Origin of the sequence: Phenylobacterium sp. (assembly GCF_036677185.1) — a bacterium.
Taxonomy (GTDB): domain Bacteria; phylum Pseudomonadota; class Alphaproteobacteria; order Caulobacterales; family Caulobacteraceae; genus Phenylobacterium.
Map to the genome: position 1 here is coordinate 1 of NZ_JAKFEN010000021.1, position 14,791 is coordinate 14,791.

Annotated in this window: 18 protein-coding genes; 13 read left to right on the forward strand and 5 right to left on the reverse strand. The window is 69.0% G+C overall.

From position 1 onward, the window contains the following. On the reverse strand, nt 1–1,593 hold a 1,593-nt coding region (locus V6M51_RS12005), incomplete at its 3' end, for an ABC transporter ATP-binding protein (protein ID WP_332767446.1). A 107-nt stretch (nt 1,594–1,700) separates the two neighbouring features. Further along, nucleotides 1,701–2,501: a class I SAM-dependent methyltransferase gene (locus V6M51_RS12010; protein ID WP_332767448.1), complete on the reverse strand. Its 801-nt coding sequence runs from the start codon at nt 2,499–2,501 to the stop codon at nt 1,701–1,703. 401 nt (nt 2,502–2,902) lie between these two features. Between V6M51_RS12010 and ubiA the strand changes: the two genes are divergently transcribed. Beyond that, entirely contained in the window at nt 2,903–3,832 is a 930-nt protein-coding gene (gene ubiA, locus V6M51_RS12015) for a 4-hydroxybenzoate octaprenyltransferase (protein ID WP_332767450.1), read from the forward strand. A gap of 167 nt (nt 3,833–3,999) precedes the next feature. On the opposite strand, the gene V6M51_RS12020 is transcribed toward ubiA, so the two are convergent. After that, nucleotides 4,000–4,416, reverse strand: coding sequence for a MerR family transcriptional regulator (locus V6M51_RS12020; RefSeq protein WP_332767452.1), 417 nt, complete (start codon nt 4,414–4,416; stop codon nt 4,000–4,002). Nucleotides 4,417–4,584: 168 nt separating this feature from the next. Here V6M51_RS12020 and V6M51_RS12025 point away from each other — a divergent pair, with 168 nt between their 5' ends. The 6 genes from V6M51_RS12025 to V6M51_RS12050 are packed head-to-tail and all read left to right on the forward strand — an operon-like array spanning nt 4,585 to nt 8,756. Then, the gene (locus V6M51_RS12025; protein WP_332767454.1) at nt 4,585–5,316 is read left to right on the forward strand and encodes an SDR family NAD(P)-dependent oxidoreductase; all 732 of its coding nucleotides are present in this window, start codon (nt 4,585–4,587) and stop codon (nt 5,314–5,316) included. Then, nucleotides 5,313–6,083: an SDR family NAD(P)-dependent oxidoreductase gene (locus tag V6M51_RS12030; protein ID WP_332767456.1), complete on the forward strand. Its 771-nt coding sequence runs from the start codon at nt 5,313–5,315 to the stop codon at nt 6,081–6,083. The genes V6M51_RS12025 and V6M51_RS12030 overlap by 4 nt, the downstream gene beginning before the upstream one ends. 43 nt (nt 6,084–6,126) lie before the next feature. After that, complete coding sequence (locus tag V6M51_RS12035; RefSeq protein WP_332767458.1) at nt 6,127–6,744, forward strand: TetR/AcrR family transcriptional regulator C-terminal domain-containing protein; 618 nt, start codon at nt 6,127–6,129, stop codon at nt 6,742–6,744. Next, nucleotides 6,744–7,676, forward strand: coding sequence for a fatty acid desaturase family protein (locus V6M51_RS12040; RefSeq protein ID WP_332767459.1), 933 nt, complete (start codon nt 6,744–6,746; stop codon nt 7,674–7,676). The genes V6M51_RS12035 and V6M51_RS12040 overlap by 1 nt, the downstream gene beginning before the upstream one ends. Nucleotides 7,677–7,706: 30 nt before the next feature. Then, on the forward strand, nt 7,707–8,369 hold the full coding sequence (locus V6M51_RS12045; protein ID WP_332767460.1) for a class I SAM-dependent methyltransferase: 663 nt from the start codon (nt 7,707–7,709) through the stop codon (nt 8,367–8,369). 45 nt (nt 8,370–8,414) lie between these two features. Continuing rightward, nucleotides 8,415–8,756 carry a VOC family protein gene (locus tag V6M51_RS12050; protein ID WP_332767461.1) on the forward strand — a complete coding sequence of 114 codons (342 nt, stop codon included), beginning with the start codon at nt 8,415–8,417 and terminating at the stop codon, nt 8,754–8,756. A 439-nt stretch (nt 8,757–9,195) separates the two neighbouring features. Here the strand turns inward: V6M51_RS12050 and V6M51_RS12055 are convergent, their stop codons facing one another. Then, nucleotides 9,196–9,459, reverse strand: a complete 264-nt coding sequence (locus tag V6M51_RS12055; protein WP_332767463.1) for a hypothetical protein — start codon at nt 9,457–9,459, stop codon at nt 9,196–9,198. Between the two features lie 162 nt (nt 9,460–9,621). On the opposite strand from V6M51_RS12055, the gene V6M51_RS12060 reads away from it, so the two are divergent. Further along, nucleotides 9,622–9,969, forward strand: a complete 348-nt coding sequence (locus V6M51_RS12060; protein WP_332767465.1) for an MmcQ/YjbR family DNA-binding protein — start codon at nt 9,622–9,624, stop codon at nt 9,967–9,969. Nucleotides 9,970–10,008: 39 nt separating this feature from the next. On the opposite strand, the gene V6M51_RS12065 is transcribed toward V6M51_RS12060, so the two are convergent. Beyond that, entirely contained in the window at nt 10,009–10,233 is a 225-nt protein-coding gene (locus V6M51_RS12065; RefSeq protein ID WP_332767467.1) for a hypothetical protein, read from the reverse strand. Nucleotides 10,234–10,314: 81 nt separating this feature from the next. On the opposite strand from V6M51_RS12065, the gene V6M51_RS12070 reads away from it, so the two are divergent. The 5 genes from V6M51_RS12070 to V6M51_RS12090 all read left to right on the forward strand — a co-directional run bounded on the left by V6M51_RS12070 (nt 10,315) and on the right by V6M51_RS12090 (nt 14,747). Further along, nucleotides 10,315–11,823 (forward strand): UbiD family decarboxylase, encoded by a 1,509-nt coding sequence (locus V6M51_RS12070; protein WP_332767469.1) that lies wholly within the window; start codon nt 10,315–10,317, stop codon nt 11,821–11,823. A gap of 84 nt (nt 11,824–11,907) precedes the next feature. After that, entirely contained in the window at nt 11,908–12,309 is a 402-nt protein-coding gene (locus V6M51_RS12075; RefSeq protein WP_332767471.1) for an MAPEG family protein, read from the forward strand. Between the two features lie 48 nt (nt 12,310–12,357). Further along, on the forward strand, nt 12,358–13,689 hold the full coding sequence (locus V6M51_RS12080; protein ID WP_332767893.1) for a TldD/PmbA family protein: 1,332 nt from the start codon (nt 12,358–12,360) through the stop codon (nt 13,687–13,689). After that, nucleotides 13,689–14,483: a 3'(2'),5'-bisphosphate nucleotidase CysQ gene (locus V6M51_RS12085; protein ID WP_332767473.1), complete on the forward strand. Its 795-nt coding sequence runs from the start codon at nt 13,689–13,691 to the stop codon at nt 14,481–14,483. The genes V6M51_RS12080 and V6M51_RS12085 overlap by 1 nt, the downstream gene beginning before the upstream one ends. Nucleotides 14,484–14,507: 24 nt before the next feature. Continuing rightward, a complete protein-coding gene (locus V6M51_RS12090; protein ID WP_332767475.1) occupies nt 14,508–14,747 on the forward strand; it encodes a DUF4170 domain-containing protein in 240 nt (79 codons plus the stop codon). The last annotated feature ends 44 nt before the right edge of the window (nt 14,748–14,791 follow it).

Consider the following 14,791-nt stretch of genomic DNA (forward strand, 5'->3'; position numbering starts at 1 on the left):
CTGGCGCTCGGTCTCCACGTCCAGCGAGGATGTGGCCTCGTCCAGAACCAGGATCGGAGCATCAGCCAGGAAGGCCCGGGCGATGGCCACCCGCTGGCGCTCGCCGCCCGACAGCTTCACCCCGCGTTCGCCCACCGGCGTCTCGTAGCCGCCCGGTAGGCGGGCGATGAACTCGTGGGCGCGGGCCCGTTTTGCGGCCAGCACGATCTCCTCGTGGGTGGCGTCGGGTCGGGCGTAGCCGATGTTCTCGGCGATCGAGCGGTGGAACAGGGCCGGGTCCTGCGGCACCACGGCGATGGCGCGCCGCAGGGAACCCTGGCTGACCTTGGCTATGTCCTGGCCGTCGATCAGGATCCGACCGCCCTGCACGTCGTAGAGCCGCTGGATCAGCTTGACGAAGGTCGACTTGCCGGCCCCCGTCGGACCCACCAGGGCCACCCGCTCGCCGGGCGCCACCACCAGGGTGAAGCCGTCATAGAGCGGACGCGGCTGGTTGGCGTAGCCGAAGGTGACGCGGTCGAAGACCATCTCCCCCAGCTCGCCGCGGAAGGTCATGGCGTCCGGCGCGTCGGCCAGCTGCGGCTCGGTGACCATGTAGGTGGCCACGTCCAGGGTGTCGTCCAGGCCCTTCTGCAGCATGCGGGTGATCTCGCTGAAGTTGCGCATGTAGCCGGCCATGACGATGAACGAGGTGATGGCGAAGGCCACGTCCCCGGGGGTCGCGTTTCCCTTGGCCCAGGCGTCGACCAGGAAGGCCGTCAGGCCCGCCTGCAGCACGATCAGGAACAGGTTCTGGCCCAGGCCCACATTGTTGAACCGGTCCCAGGTCTTGTTCACCGCCGCGCGCCAGGCCTCGACCGTGCGGCCGAAGCGGGCCTCCTCGCGGTCCTCGGCGCCGAAGCTCTTGACCACCGGATTGGCGCCCACGGCGTCGGCCAAGGTCGCGCCGATCCTGGAGTCCAGCGCCGTCGACACCAGGTTTACCGGCCGGATGTAGTGCACCGACATCAGGATGTTGTAGGCCCCGAAGGCCACGACCATCACCGCCACGAAGGCGCCAGCCCAGGGCCACTGCAGGCCGAGCGAGATGGCCAACCCACCCAGGACGATCAGGGTCGGGAACAGCATCATCAGCAGGGCGTCCGAGGCGCTGTCATAGCCCCACATGGCCCGGCTGACCCGCCGCACGGTGGCGCCGGCGAAGTTCGAGGCGTGCCAGTCGGCGGAGAAGGCCTGCACCCGCTTGAAGCCGTCATTGACGATGCGGGCCATGATCCGCGCGTAGAAGCCGTTGGCCGCGCGGAACAGCGACGAGCGCATCAGGTAGAACAGCAGATAGAGGCCTGACAGCGAGGCCCAGGCCGCCCAAGCGGCCTGCGTCACCTTCTCCGGCGCGGAGACGGCGTTGATCAAGGCCCGGGTGGCCCAGGGGATCGCCAGGTCGGCGGCGGTGGCCGCCAGCATGAAGCCGACGATCAGGGCGAACTTGCCAGGCTCGGCCAGCCAGTGGCGGACGATGAAGCCCAACACCTGGGTGTTGGTCAGGACTCGGGGACGGTTGGCGTCCTCATCGTCGTCGAGAAAATCGGTCATGACGCACTTCTGAATTTCCCGGCCGGGCCGGGGTGATTTGAAAGTCCGAGGCTGGGCGCCGGGATCCGTGGGGGAGCACGGACCCCGGCGCCGCTTGCCGCGCCCCGCTAGGCAGCGGGTCGGCGGGCCTCGAAGTTGAGTATTCGGCTCGAGCGTCCTGGCGGCCGTCCGGGCTGATGGTCGGCGCCGACCGTGATCTGGTCGAAGCCCGCGGCCGCGAGCGCCAACTGGAACTCGGCGAGCCCCCAGATGCGGAAGGCCATGACCTCCAGCTCCGACTCCACCAGCCGCCCGTTCCGCCACCGCTCGTAGCGGTCGTGGGTGACGCGCCGCTGACGGACCAGGTCGATCTCCACGGCCCGGCCCTCGATCCGCAGCATGTCGCCGTTGGCGGCGGTCCAGGTGCGGATGTCGGGCTTCTCGTTGGTCAGGTAGCCCATCGGCATGAGGTCGATGAGCAGCCGGCCTCCGGGCGCCAGGTGGTCGTGGAACCGCTTCAGCACGGCCAGGCCCTCGGCGAAGTCGTCGATCAGAGTGAAGGTCCCAACCGGCACGAGGACCGCGGAGAAGGCGTGGTCGTAGGCGAAGTCCTGGAAACGGGCCTGCCGCAGGTCGGCCGAGAGGCCGCGCGCCGCGCAGTGGCGGCGGCAGCTCTCCAGCATGTCCGGCGACTGGTCGAAGCCCTTCACCTCCAGACCCGCCTCGAGCAGCGGGATCAGCAGGCGTCCGGTTCCGACCGCGGCCTCCAGGATCGGTCCCTGCGTCCCGGCCAGGCGGTCGAGATAGAAGGGCACGTCGGGCAGGGAGCCGGGCGGTTTGTCCAGGTCGTAGATCTCCGTGCACATCGCCCCGTAGCGGTTGGGAACGGGGGCGTTGGGACGGACCGAGATGGGTTCGGTGATAGGCATGTCGTCTCTTGAGTCGGACGGACTCCGCGCCAAATCTGGGCCAGGGAATCCGTGGAATCGAGGAGCGCCGGCGAACGCGTTTGTCTACGCGCGGAAGGCTGGCGATGCGGTGCAGAGCGGCCCCGGCTGGGGGCCCGGTCGCGAGTTAATCGCGGTTCCGCTTAAGGGCGGACACAGCGACGAACGGCGTCTGCGGGCGATGATTGAATGCTGTCACGCTGATCACCTCCCTGTTTCAGGCGCTGCGGGGCTGGACGACGATGCTGACCCTGCGCGCCTCGATTCCCGCTGTCAATCCGACCGACCCGCGTTCTTTGGTGTCGCCGGCAGGTCGCTGATCCTCGTGGCCGGGCTGCAACAGCGACTGGAAGGCCGACGTGGTTCTGGTAGAGGCTGAGCGCATGGCCGCCCCCCTCCCCGACGCCGCGCCCAGCAACTGGGTCGACCGCCACGCGCCGCGGCGCCTGCAGCCCTGGCTGAAGCTCGGGCGGTTCGATCGGCCGACCGGGATCTGGCTGCTGATGCTGCCGGGCTGGCAGGGGATCGCCCTGGCGACCGCCCAGGCCGGTCATTGGCCCGATCCGTGGCTGTTGATGAAGTTCCTGATCGGCGCAGCCCTCATGCGGGCGGCGGGCTGCGCCTATAACGACATGGTCGACCGCGACATCGACGCCAAGGTGGCGCGCACCGCCGGCCGGCCGATCCCCTCGGGCCAGATCAGCGTCAGGCAGGCCTGGAGCTTCGTGGCGGCCTGCGGCCTGGTGTCCCTGGCTATCCTGCTTACCCTCCCACCGCTGGCCGTGGCCCTGGGCGTCGGATCTCTGGCCCTGGTGGCGGCCTATCCGTTCATGAAGCGGATCACCTGGTGGCCGCAGGCCTGGCTGGGCCTGACCTTCAACTGGGGCGCCCTGATGGGGTACGCAGCGGTGACCGGAGCGCTCGGCTGGCCGGCCGCCCTGCTCTACGTCTCGGGCGTGTTCTGGACCCTGGGCTACGACACCATCTACGCCGTCCAGGACCTGGAGGACGACGCCCTGGCCGGGGTGAAGTCCTCCGCCCTGCGGCTGGGCGGCGCCGCGCCCAAGGCGGTGCTGGGCTTCTATGTGGCGAGTTTCGCCCTGGCGCTCGCGGCTGGCTGGATCGCGGGCCTCGGCCCGCTCGCCCTGCCGCCGCTGGCGCTCTTCGGCATGCACCTGTCGCGCCAGGCCGCCCGGCTGGACGTGGCCGATCCGGCGCTGGCGCTCTCGCTATTCAAGTCCAACAGCCTGGCCGGGCTGTTGCTGTTCCTGGCCCTGGTCGCCGGAGTGTGGCGGGGGCCGCTCGGCCTCTAGGCCATCCTCACCAAATGCTCCCCTCCTGGGGGAGCTGTCACCGCAGGTGACTGAGGGGGACTTTGACTCGCTTTCGCGCGCTTCAACCCCCTCCGTCTCGCCGCCAAGAGGCGACGAGCCACCCCCCCAAATCGCGCTGCGCGCTGGGGGAGGATCTGAGAGAAGCTCTAGGCGACCTGGCGATCTCCGTGCTGCTCGGCCAGGCGCTGCTCCATCCGGGCGCTGGCGCGGCGCAGTTCGTCGATGGCGTCGTCGATCTCCTGGCGCTGGCGCTCGAAGGCCACGATCCGCTCGCGGAATTTGCGCAGGGCCAGCGCGTTCTGGGCCACCTCCCCGTCCCCCTGGCCGTAGAGGCTCAGGATGTCGCGGATCTCGGCCAGCGACAGGCCGACCCGCTTGCCGTTGAGAATGATCTGCAGGCGGGCGCGGTCGCGGTACGAGTAGACCCGCGCCATGCCCTGGCGGGCAGGGGCGAGCAGGCCCTGGTCCTCGTAGTATCGCAGGGCGCGCGCGGTGGCGCCGAACTCGCGGCAGAGCTGGGTGATGGTGAAGGTCATCGCCGGGCGGCGAAGCTTGGCGGTCATTCTGTCCTCCCTGGGATCTCGCGGGCTGTCTCGCCCGTCGAGAGTGAAGTCTGCCCTTCCCCTTACGTGAACGTCAATCAGTTACGTCAACATCCGGACCTGCCGTGGGGTCACGCTTGTCGGCCTTTTCCACGCGAGGGAGGATCGCGCAAACGGGAGGCCAGGCGCATGAGCGACCTCGATTTTGGCGGCAAGACGGCGCTTGTGGTCGGCGGGTCCAGCGGCATCGGCAACGGGATCGCCCACGGCTTCCGAGAGCGTGGCGCCAAGGTCCATGTCTGGGGCACGCGGGCCGCTGCGGCGGACTATGATCCCGCGGACGGCTCGGACCTGGGCGGCCTGGCCTACGCCAAGGTCGATGTGGGGAACCGCGCGGAGATCGAGGCCGCCGCCCCCATCGACCCCCTCGACATCCTGGTCCTCTGCCAGGGGACGGTCGTCTACAAGCGCGGCGAGTTCGGGCCGGAGGGCTGGGACAAGGTCATGGCGGTGAATCTCGACAGCCTGATGGCCTGCGCCATGAAGTTCCACGACACGCTGGCCAAGGCGCGCGGCTCGATCATCATCGTCAGCTCCGTCTCCGGTTACCAGGCCAACCGCGGCAACCCGGCTTACGCCGCCTCCAAGGCCGGCGCCGTCAGCCTGACCAAGACCCTCGGCCAGGCCTGGGCCGGCGACGGCGTCCGGGTGAACGGCCTGGCGCCGGGCCTGGTCGACACCAAGCTGACCAAGGTCACCACCGAGCATCCCGACCGATTGCGTGGAGCTCTGAACCGCATCCCCATGGGCCGAATGGGAGAACCCAGCGACATGGCCGGGGCGGCCCTGTTCCTGGCCTCGCCGCTGGCGAGCTACGTGGTCGGCCAGACCCTGATCGTCGACGGGGGGCTCAGCCTGTGAGCGCGCCCGGACGTTCGCTGCGGGGCTCCCGCGTCCTCGTCACCGGCGCGGCCGGCGGCATGGGCCTGGCCACCGCCCGGATCTTCGCCCAGGAGGGGGCGGAGGTGGCGCTCACCGACTATACCGCCGCCTTGGCCGAGGCGGCGGCCGACGCCCTGGCCGGCGAAGGCCTCGCCGTCCATCCGTGGAAGCTGGACGTCTCCGACGCCACCGAGATCGCCGCCGTCGTCGAGCAGATCGCCCAGCGCCTGGGCGGGCTGGACGTGGTGGTGAACAACGCCGGGGTCTCGGGCTTCTCGCCCATCGACAGCGACGACTACGAGGCCGTCTGGGCCCGCTCGCTCTCGATCCTGCTCACCGCCCACCAGCGGGTGGTGCGCGCGGCCCTGCCCCACCTTCGCAAGTCGACGGCGCCGCGCATCGTCAACATCGCCTCCACCGAGGCCCTGGGCGCCACGTCCCGCGACAGTCCCTATGCCGCGGCCAAGGCCGGGGTGGTGGGCCTGACCCGCGCGCTCGCCGTGGAGCTGGGCCGCGAGGGGATCACCGTCAACTGCGTCTGCCCCGGTCCGATCCGCACCGGCATGACCGCCGCCATAGCCGACGAGGCCAAGGACACCTTCGCCAAGCGCCGCACCGCCATGGGCCGCTACGGCGAGCCCGAGGAGGTGGCCCACGTCACCGTCAGCCTCTGCCTGCCCGCCGCCTCCTACATCACCGGCGCGGTGATCCCCGTGGACGGCGGACTGACGGCCCGCAACGCCTAGGCCCCGCCTTGACGAAAGAACTTGTATGGCATACAAATAAGCCATGCCGAACGTCCTGTCCCTGGCCGAACAGCGTGGCCTCCGCGAGCCTGGCAAGCGCATGCGCTCTAGGCTGCTCGACGCGGCGGTGGAGTTGTTCAAGGCGCGGGGTCTGGCCGGGGTGTCGGTGGCCGAGATCGCCGCCGCGGCCGGAGCCTTCCCCAGTCAGGTCACCTATTACTTCCGGACCAAGGAGGCGCTGTTCGTCGAGGCCGCCTGCCGCGAGGTGCTCTATGTGGCGCGCCAGGCCGAGCTAGCCGCAGCGTCCGCCGTCACCGGTTCGGACTACAATCGCAGCCTGGTCGAGACCGTGATCGGATCGCCGGGACTGGCCCTCTTCGTGGACGCCCTGTCGCTCACCCGGCGGCGGCAGGATCTGGCCCCGCTGATCGAGCGCACCTTCGATCGCCTGCACGGCCAGGGCGACCGCGCCTATGCCGAGGTGCGCCAGCAGCGCGGCTGGTCGGGTCGGGACGACCCGGCGACTACCGCGCGGCGCTTCTGGACCCTGGCCCTGGGCGTGGCCCTGCGCGACGGCGCGACCGATGTCACCGGGCCTGCCGCCGTCGACGAGATGCTGGCCCTGCTGGGCCACTCCCACATTGCCGGAGCACACGCCTGATGGCCGCCGCCGCCCGCCTCGACCCGAAGGACTTCTTCACCGCCGAGGAATGGGCGCCGATGTCGCACCGTTCGTCGTGGAAGGGCCTGGCCATGATCGCCCACGCCTGGGCGACCATATTCGCGGCCGGGGTCATGGTCGTGGTCTGGCCCTTCACCCTGCCCCTGGCGGTGATGATCATCGGGGCGCGGCAGTTGGGCCTGGCCATACTCATGCACGACGCCGCCCACGGCGCCCTGCACAAGAACCTCAAGGTCAATGACTGGCTCAGCGAGTGGCTCACCGGCGGCGGGGTGCGCACCTATCGGCCCTACCACCTGACCCACCACCGCTTCGCCCAGCAGTCGGAAGACCCCGACCTGACGCTCTCGGCGCCGTTCCCGATCACCCGGCAGTCCCTGCGGCGCAAGATCGTCCGCGACCTCACCGGCCAGACGTTCTTCAAGGCCCGGTTCGGCGGCTTCGTGAAGAAGCTCAAGGCTCGCAAGGCCGGCGATCCCCTGCTGCCGATCCTCGCCGCGGAGATTCCCCGCCATGGCCGCTGGCTGGCCTCCGGCGCCATCGTCACCGCGGTCGCCGCGCCCTTCGGCCTGTGGTGGGTGTGGCCGGTCCTGTGGGTGCTGCCCCAAGCCACCTGGTATCCGCTGGTCACCCGCCTGCGGAACATCGCCGAGCACGCCTGCATCGACGAGAACGAGCCCGACCCCATGCGCCAGGCCCGGACCACCAAGGCCGGCCTGATCGAGCGCCTGCTGATCGCGCCCTACTACGTGAACTACCACTGCGAACATCACATGTTCATGCACCTGCCCTGCTACAGCCTGCCCCGCGCCCACAGGATCCTGGCGCGCAAGGGCGTGACGCAGCGCATGCTGGTCGAGCCGGGCGGCTATCTGAAGGTGCTTAGTCTGGCGTCGTCGAAGCCGGCCTAGAGTCCAGCGGCCGCCATGCTAGATGGCGGGATGATCGATCCCTCCATCGAGGGCCGCCAGGCCTTCATCCTGCAGAACACCCGGCTGCAGCAGCCTCCGCATACGCCGGAGATCATCCTGCACCTGGCCGACGAGATCACCCCGATCTGGAAGATGACCGAGGAGGCCCTGGCCGAGATCGGCCTGCCGCCACCGTTCTGGGCCTTCGCCTGGGCGGGCGGCCAGGCCCTGGCGCGCTACATCCTCGACAACCCGGAAGAGGTGGCCGGCAAGCGGGTGATCGACTTCGCCTCGGGCTCGGGGATCGTCGCCATCGCCGCCATGAAGGCTGGGGCGTTCGAGGTGCTGGCCGCCGATATCGACGACTTCTGCGGCGCGGCCCTGGACCTGAACGCCAAGGCCAACGGGGTCGTGGTCGGCTATACCGGCCTCGACCTGCTGGACGCCCCGGCGCCCCAGGCCGACGTCATCCTGGCCGGCGACATCTGCTACGAGAAGCCCTTGGCCGCCAAGGTCATGGACTGGCTGGCCGCCGCCCACGTACGCGGGGTGCGGGTGCTGATCGGCGATCCCGGGCGCAGTTATTTCCCCAAGGTCGGGCTGGAGAAGCTGGCCGAATACCAGGTCGAGACCACCCGCGAACTGGAGGACTTCGAGATCAAGAAAACCGCCGTCTGGACTCTCCCGGCCTGAGCCGCTAGCCTGGAACAAATACAGAACATCCATATGGAGACCGGAATGCGCGAAGACGGCAAGATCGACTATGTGGAGATGCACGGCGGAGACCTCGTGGCCACCAAGGCCTTCTACGCCCAGGCTTTCGGCTGGAGCTTCACCGACTATGGCCCGTCCTACGCGGCCTATAGCGAGGGCCTGGACGGCGGCTTCGACGCCGACGCGGCGTCCCAGCTCACCAAGCCCCTGGTGGTGCTGTTCGCCCACGATCTGGAAGCCATGGAAGCCAAGGTGATCGCAGCCGGCGGCGTGATCGTCAAACCGATCTTCAGCTTCCCCGGCGGGCGGCGGTTCCACTTCCGCGATCCCAGCGGCAATGAGCTGGCGGTCTGGTCGGAAGGCTAACCGTCAAAAGCCTTTCGCGCCCGGGCAATCTTGTCTTGGTCACTGGCCTTCAAGGCGTGTTTGAGTAGCTGCGCCTTATGCCTTCGGGGAGCCGCTTGAGGTCCGCCGATCGTCGCCGTTGAAAGTCCCAGCTACCTAACAGTCGAGCAGCGCCGCATTGACTGAAGGCGCACCTTCTTTGATTTCGCGCGTCCAAATCGACCGGATCGCTCAATGCATGTCGCACACGCAAACGCAACGGTTGAGCATTTAAATGCGGGCCGGCCCGCCCAACGCCCAGCCGCCGGCCATCGCCAGCATCTCGCGGCCCTCGGGCTGATAGGTGAGCTTGGTGGTGAGCGGGCCGATGGAGAGCCCCCGGCCATGCGCCGCCCGCCGCCTCGGCGCGCAGCCACACCGGCTCCGAGACCTCGATCGCCCCGTCCGTTATCCTGCCGACCTATGCAACGAGGGTAGAGGCGTCGCCGTAACAGGTGGAGGCCAGCACCATACGCGCGCGCGCATCGGCCTCACCCGCCTTGGGCAGGGCCGCGGCGTAGCAGGCCTCGAAGGAGCCGCTCAATTCGGTGAGGGCGCCCTCCATGCCCAGTTCCAGCAGCCAGGTCTCCGCCGCCAGCTCGTCAGCCGACGGCAGGGTCGGCCTGCCGATGGCCAGGCAGGCGATCAGCCCGGCCGAAGCCGCCAAGATGTCCATCCTGCGCATGTCTATCCCCTGCCCCAATCATACGGAGACGCGCGGTTCCCGGCAAGGCGGGGTCCCCTTCCGCGCCTGCGATCCTGGTTGAAGACCGCGGCGTTGCGATCCTGATTGACGCCTCTGCCGAGGGGCGCAAGGTGGATTCACCGACCAAGTAGGCGTGCGACCATGACTCCAGACGACGTGCGTGAGATCGCCCTGTCTTTCCCCGGCGCGGAGGAAGGCTCTTCCTACGGTCAGCCTTCGTTCAAGGTCTACGGCAAGTTCTTCACCCGGCTGCGGCGGGAGGACCAGAGCGTGGTCCTACTGGACGTCAGCTATGACGAACGCGAGATGCTGATGGAGGCCGAGCCCGCCACCTTCCACATCACGCCCCACTACAAGGACTATCCCAGCGTGCTGGCCCGCATCGAGAGCCTGCACCCGGGATCGTTCCGCAACTTCCTCGACCGCCGCTGGCGCAGGCTCGCGCCGAAGAAGGCGGTGAAGGCGTTCGACGCGGCCCAGGCGGACTGATCGGCCAGCTCAAGACCCCGGGTACTGTTTGAGCCGCCCCTAAAACTCATCTTCCATGGCCGCGCGGAAATTCTCGAACACTTCCGCCGCGCGCTCGTTCGTGGGTTCTTCCGGATCGGCCGGCGTCTCAGCGACGGGGGTCCCGCCGGTGAGGCGGCCGGCGACGCCGCCGTTCTGGACCAACAGCAGTTCCTCGCCCTCCTCGACGCTCGCAAGGAGCTGGGCGAGCTTGGGCGGCAGGTCGTCGAGATCGATGCGCTTCATGGCCCGGCGATGTTACGGAACCCTCGGGCGTGACACCAGCCCGCCCGCGCCCTAGCTTCCGGCCCGAGTTCAGGAGACGACATGGCCTATCGGTCCTTGCGGGAGTTCATCGCCAAGCTGGAGGCGGCCGGGGAGCTGGTGCGCGTCTCCGAGCCCGTCTCCTCTGTTCTAGAAATGACCGAGATCCACCGCCGGCTGCTGGCTAAGGGTGGTCCGGCGGTGATTTTCGAGAACGTCATCCGCGCCGATGGCGAACGCTCCTCCATGCCCTGCCTGGTGAACCTGTTCGGGACCGTGAAGCGGGTGGCCATGGGCGTGACCCTGGACGGCCGCGAACGGACCACGGCCGCCGACCTGCGCGAGGTCGGCGAACTGCTGGCCTTCCTGCGCGCGCCGGAGCCGCCCCGTGGCCTGAAGGACGCCTGGGACATGCTGCCGCTCGCCAAGACCGTGATGTCCATGCGGCCGGCGACGGTGAAGAAGGCCCCCGTGCAAGAGGTGGTCTGGATGGGCGACCAGATCGACCTCTCCAAGCTGCCGATCCAGACCTGCTGGCCAGGCGAGCCCGCCCCGCTGATCACCTGGCCGCTGGTGGTGACCAAGGGCCCGTCGGACGAGCGCGAGGACGACTACAACCTCGGCATCTACCGCATGCAGGTGATCGGCAAGGACAAGACCATCATGCGCTGGCTGGCCCATCGTGGGGGCGCCCAGCACCATCGCCGCTGGAAAGCGGCCGGCAAACCCGACGCCCTGCCCGCCTGCGCGGTGATCGGCGCCGATCCGGGGACCATCCTAGCCGCCGTGACCCCGGTGCCGGAAACCCTGTCGGAGTACCAGTTCGCCGGGCTGATGCGCGGGGCCAAGGTGGACCTGGTCGCCGCCAAGACGGTGCCGCTGATGGTCCCGGCCCAGGCCGAGATCGTCATCGAGGGCCACGTCATGCTGGACGAGTACGCCGACGAGGGCCCCTACGGCGACCACACGGGCTACTACAACTCGGTCGAACAGTTCCCGGTGTTCAAGGTCAGCGCCATCACCATGCGCAAGGACCCGATCTACCTCACCACCTTCACCGGCCGGCCGCCGGACGAGCCCAGCGTTCTGGGCGAGGCCCTGAACGAGGTGTTCATTCCCCTGCTGCGCCAGCAGTTCCCGGAGATCGTCGATTTCTGGCTGCCGCCCGAGGGCTGCTCCTACCGGATCGCCGTGGTCTCCATGAAGAAGGCCTATCCGGGCCACGCCAAGCGCGTGATGATGGGCGTCTGGAGCTATCTGCGACAGTTCATGTACACCAAGTGGGTGATCGTCGTGGACGACGACATCGACGCCCGCGACTGGAAGGACGTCATGTGGGCGCTCTCCACCCGCATGGACCCGGCCCGCGACATCACCCTCGTGGAAGGCACCCCCATCGACTATCTCGACTTCGCCTCCCCGGAGAGCGGGCTGGGCTCGAAGATCGGCCTGGACGCCACCAACAAATGGCCGCCCGAGACCAAGCGCGAGTGGGGCGAGAAGCTGGGCATGGACGAGGCCACCGTCGCGGCGGTGACCGCGAAATGGGCGCGGCTGGGCCTGCCGGACTAAGGTCGGCTACCCGACCTCTTGCCCTTGGCGTCGTTACGCGCACAACTGCGCGCCATCGCGTGGGGCGATAGAGGAACATCACACATGGACGCCGTCTCTTCGGGCCATGCGGCAGCGCTGTGGACCGGGCTGCATCTCATCCTGCTGCTGGTGCTTTCGCTGCTGGTCGTGCGCCAGCGCCAGCGTCACAAGGTCGCTCTCGGAGATGAAGGCGTGCCGGAGCTGGCCCAGGCCATCCGCGCCTTCGGCAACGCCACGGAATACATCCCGCCGGCCCTGATCGGGATCGCGGTCCTGGCCATCGTCGACGCCGCGCCCCTGGCCATCCATGTGACCGGCTTCGTGCTGTTCGTGGGGCGGGTGCTGCACGCCATCGGCCTGTCGCGCAGCGGCGGCGCCTCCTTCGCCCGGACCATCGGCATGACCATGACCTGGCTGGCCTACGTGTTCGCCAGCGTCGCCCTGCTGTTCAACGCGATCATCTAGCACCCGCTTCAGCTTGCCCAAGGCGCCGCATCCCGCCATATGGCCGGAATGGATGAGAGCCTGTTAGCCGATGTCGTGGCCGCCGCGCGCAAAGCCGGGGCCGATGCAGCCGAAGCCGTGGGCGCCGAGCGCCGCGCCCTGGGCATCAATGTGCGCCTCGGCGAACTTGAAGAGGTGGAGCGTGAGGAATCCCGCGACCTTGGCCTGAGGGTCTTCGTCGGACAGCGGCAGGCCACGGTCTCCGGCTCCGACATCTCCAAGGACGCCCGCGCCAAGCTGGTGGAGCGCGCCGTGGCCATGGCGCGGCTCGCCCCGGAGGACCCCTATGCCGGCCTCGCGCCGAGGGATCGCTTAGCCCAGGGCCCTTTCCTGGACCTCGACCTCTATGACAGCGAGGAACCCAGCCCGGAGTCGCTTGAGGACATCGCCCGCGCCGCCGAGGACGCCGCCCGCGCCAATCCTGGTGTGACCAATTCCGAAGGCGGCTCGGCCTCCACCTCCTCCAGCCAGTGGCGGCTTGTGACTTCCGGCGGCTTTTCCGGCCTCTACAGCGCCTCGACCTTCTCCGTCGGGGCCTCCGTGGTCGCCGGTGAGGGCGAGACCATGGAGAGCGGCTATGACGGCCGCTCCACGCGCTGGCGCGCCGACCTGCCGGCCCCCGCGACCATCGGAGCCGAGGCCGCCCGCCGCGCCGTCGCCCGGCTGGGCGCGCGCAAGATCGATTCGACCACCGCCCCGGTGATCTTCGAGAACCGCCTGGCCACTTCGCTCATCGGCCCGCTGATCGGCGCGATCTCCGGGCCGTCCATCGCCCGCGGCACCTCGTTCCTCAAGGACAGGCTGGGCCAGGCGGTGTTCGCCAAGGGCGTCAACATCGTCGACGACCCGCATGTCCGCCGCGGTCTCGGCTCCTCGCCCTTCGACGACGAGGGCGTGGCCAACCAGGCCCGCAGCCTGATCGACGACGGGGTGCTGACCACCTGGCTGATGAATTCGTCCTCCGCCCGCCAGCTCGGCCTCGAGACTACGGGCCACGCCTCGCGCGGCCTGGCCGGACCGCCCGGCGTCTCGACCACCAACCTGACGGTGCGTCCGGGCGCCAAGGACCAGGCCGCCCTGATGGCCGACGCCAAGACCGGACTGGTCATCACCTCGATGTTCGGCCCCTCGCTGAACGGCAACACCGGCGACTGGTCGGTGGGCTGCGCGGGCTTCTGGTTCGAGAACGGGGAACTGGCCTATCCGGTCACCGAGATCACCGTGGCGGGCAACCTGATCGACATCTATGCCCGCCTGATCCCCGGCTCCGACCTGGAGATCCGCGGCTCGGCCAATTCGCCCTCGATCCTGGTCGACGGCCTGGCGATCGCCGGCCGCTGATGCCCGTCGCCGCCGCCGACCTGGCGCTGATCACCGAGGCGGCGCACGAGGCCGGCGCCCTGGCGCTCAGGCTACGGGCCGAGGGCCTGGTCACCGAGTACAAGGCCGGCGATTCCCCGGTCACCAACGCCGACCTGGCCTGCGACGCCCTGCTGAAGGAACGCCTCTCGGCCGCCCGGCCGGACTATGGCTGGCTGTCGGAAGAGACCGCCGACGACCCCGCCCGTCTCTCCAAACGCCGGCTGTTCGTGGTCGATCCCATTGACGGCACCCGCTCTTTCCTCAAGGACCGGCCCTGGTGGGTGGTCTCCATCGCCGTGGTCGAGGACCGCCTGCCCCTGGCCGGGGTGGTGTACGCCCCCCAACTCGACGAGACCTACACGGCCATGGCCGGACGCGGCGCGCGGCTCGACGGCTTTTCGATCCACGCCTCGAGCTGCGACAAGGTCGAGGGGTGCGGCATGGTCGGCGACGCACGGATGTTCGCCCACCCCGCCTGGCCCACGCCCTGGCCCGACATGCGCATCGAGGCGCGCAACTCCACCGCCTACCGGATGTGCGCTGTCGCTTCAGGGGCCTTCGATTCCACGATCGCCATGGTTCCCAAATTCGACTGGGACCTGGCCGCCGCCGACCTGATCGCCCGGGAGGCCGGCGCCTTCGTCGGCGACCATCACGGCCGCCCCTTCAGCTATAATGGCCTGAAACCGGCGCAGCCGAGCCTCGTCTGCGCGGCGCCGCGTCTCGCCCCATTGATCCTGGAGCGCGTCTCGCATATCGCCCTCCGCAATTGAATCGTTTTGGGAAATGAGCCGGCCATGCCCGACAGACAGCTCCTGCATCTCGTCATCGGCGGCGAACTCGAAGAGGTCGAAGGCGTAAAATTCCGCGACCTCTCGAAGATCGACCTGGTGGGCGCCTACGCCAGCCACGCCGAGGCGCTCGCCGCCTGGCGCGCCAAGGCGCAGTCCACCGTCGACAACGCCCTGATACGCTACTTCATCATCCACGCCCACAAGCTGCTCGACCCGCACGACGACGAGCCGCACGGGCACTAGCGTCGGGCGAAACCAGCGCGGGCCGAGCGGCGCTCGCGCGCCGC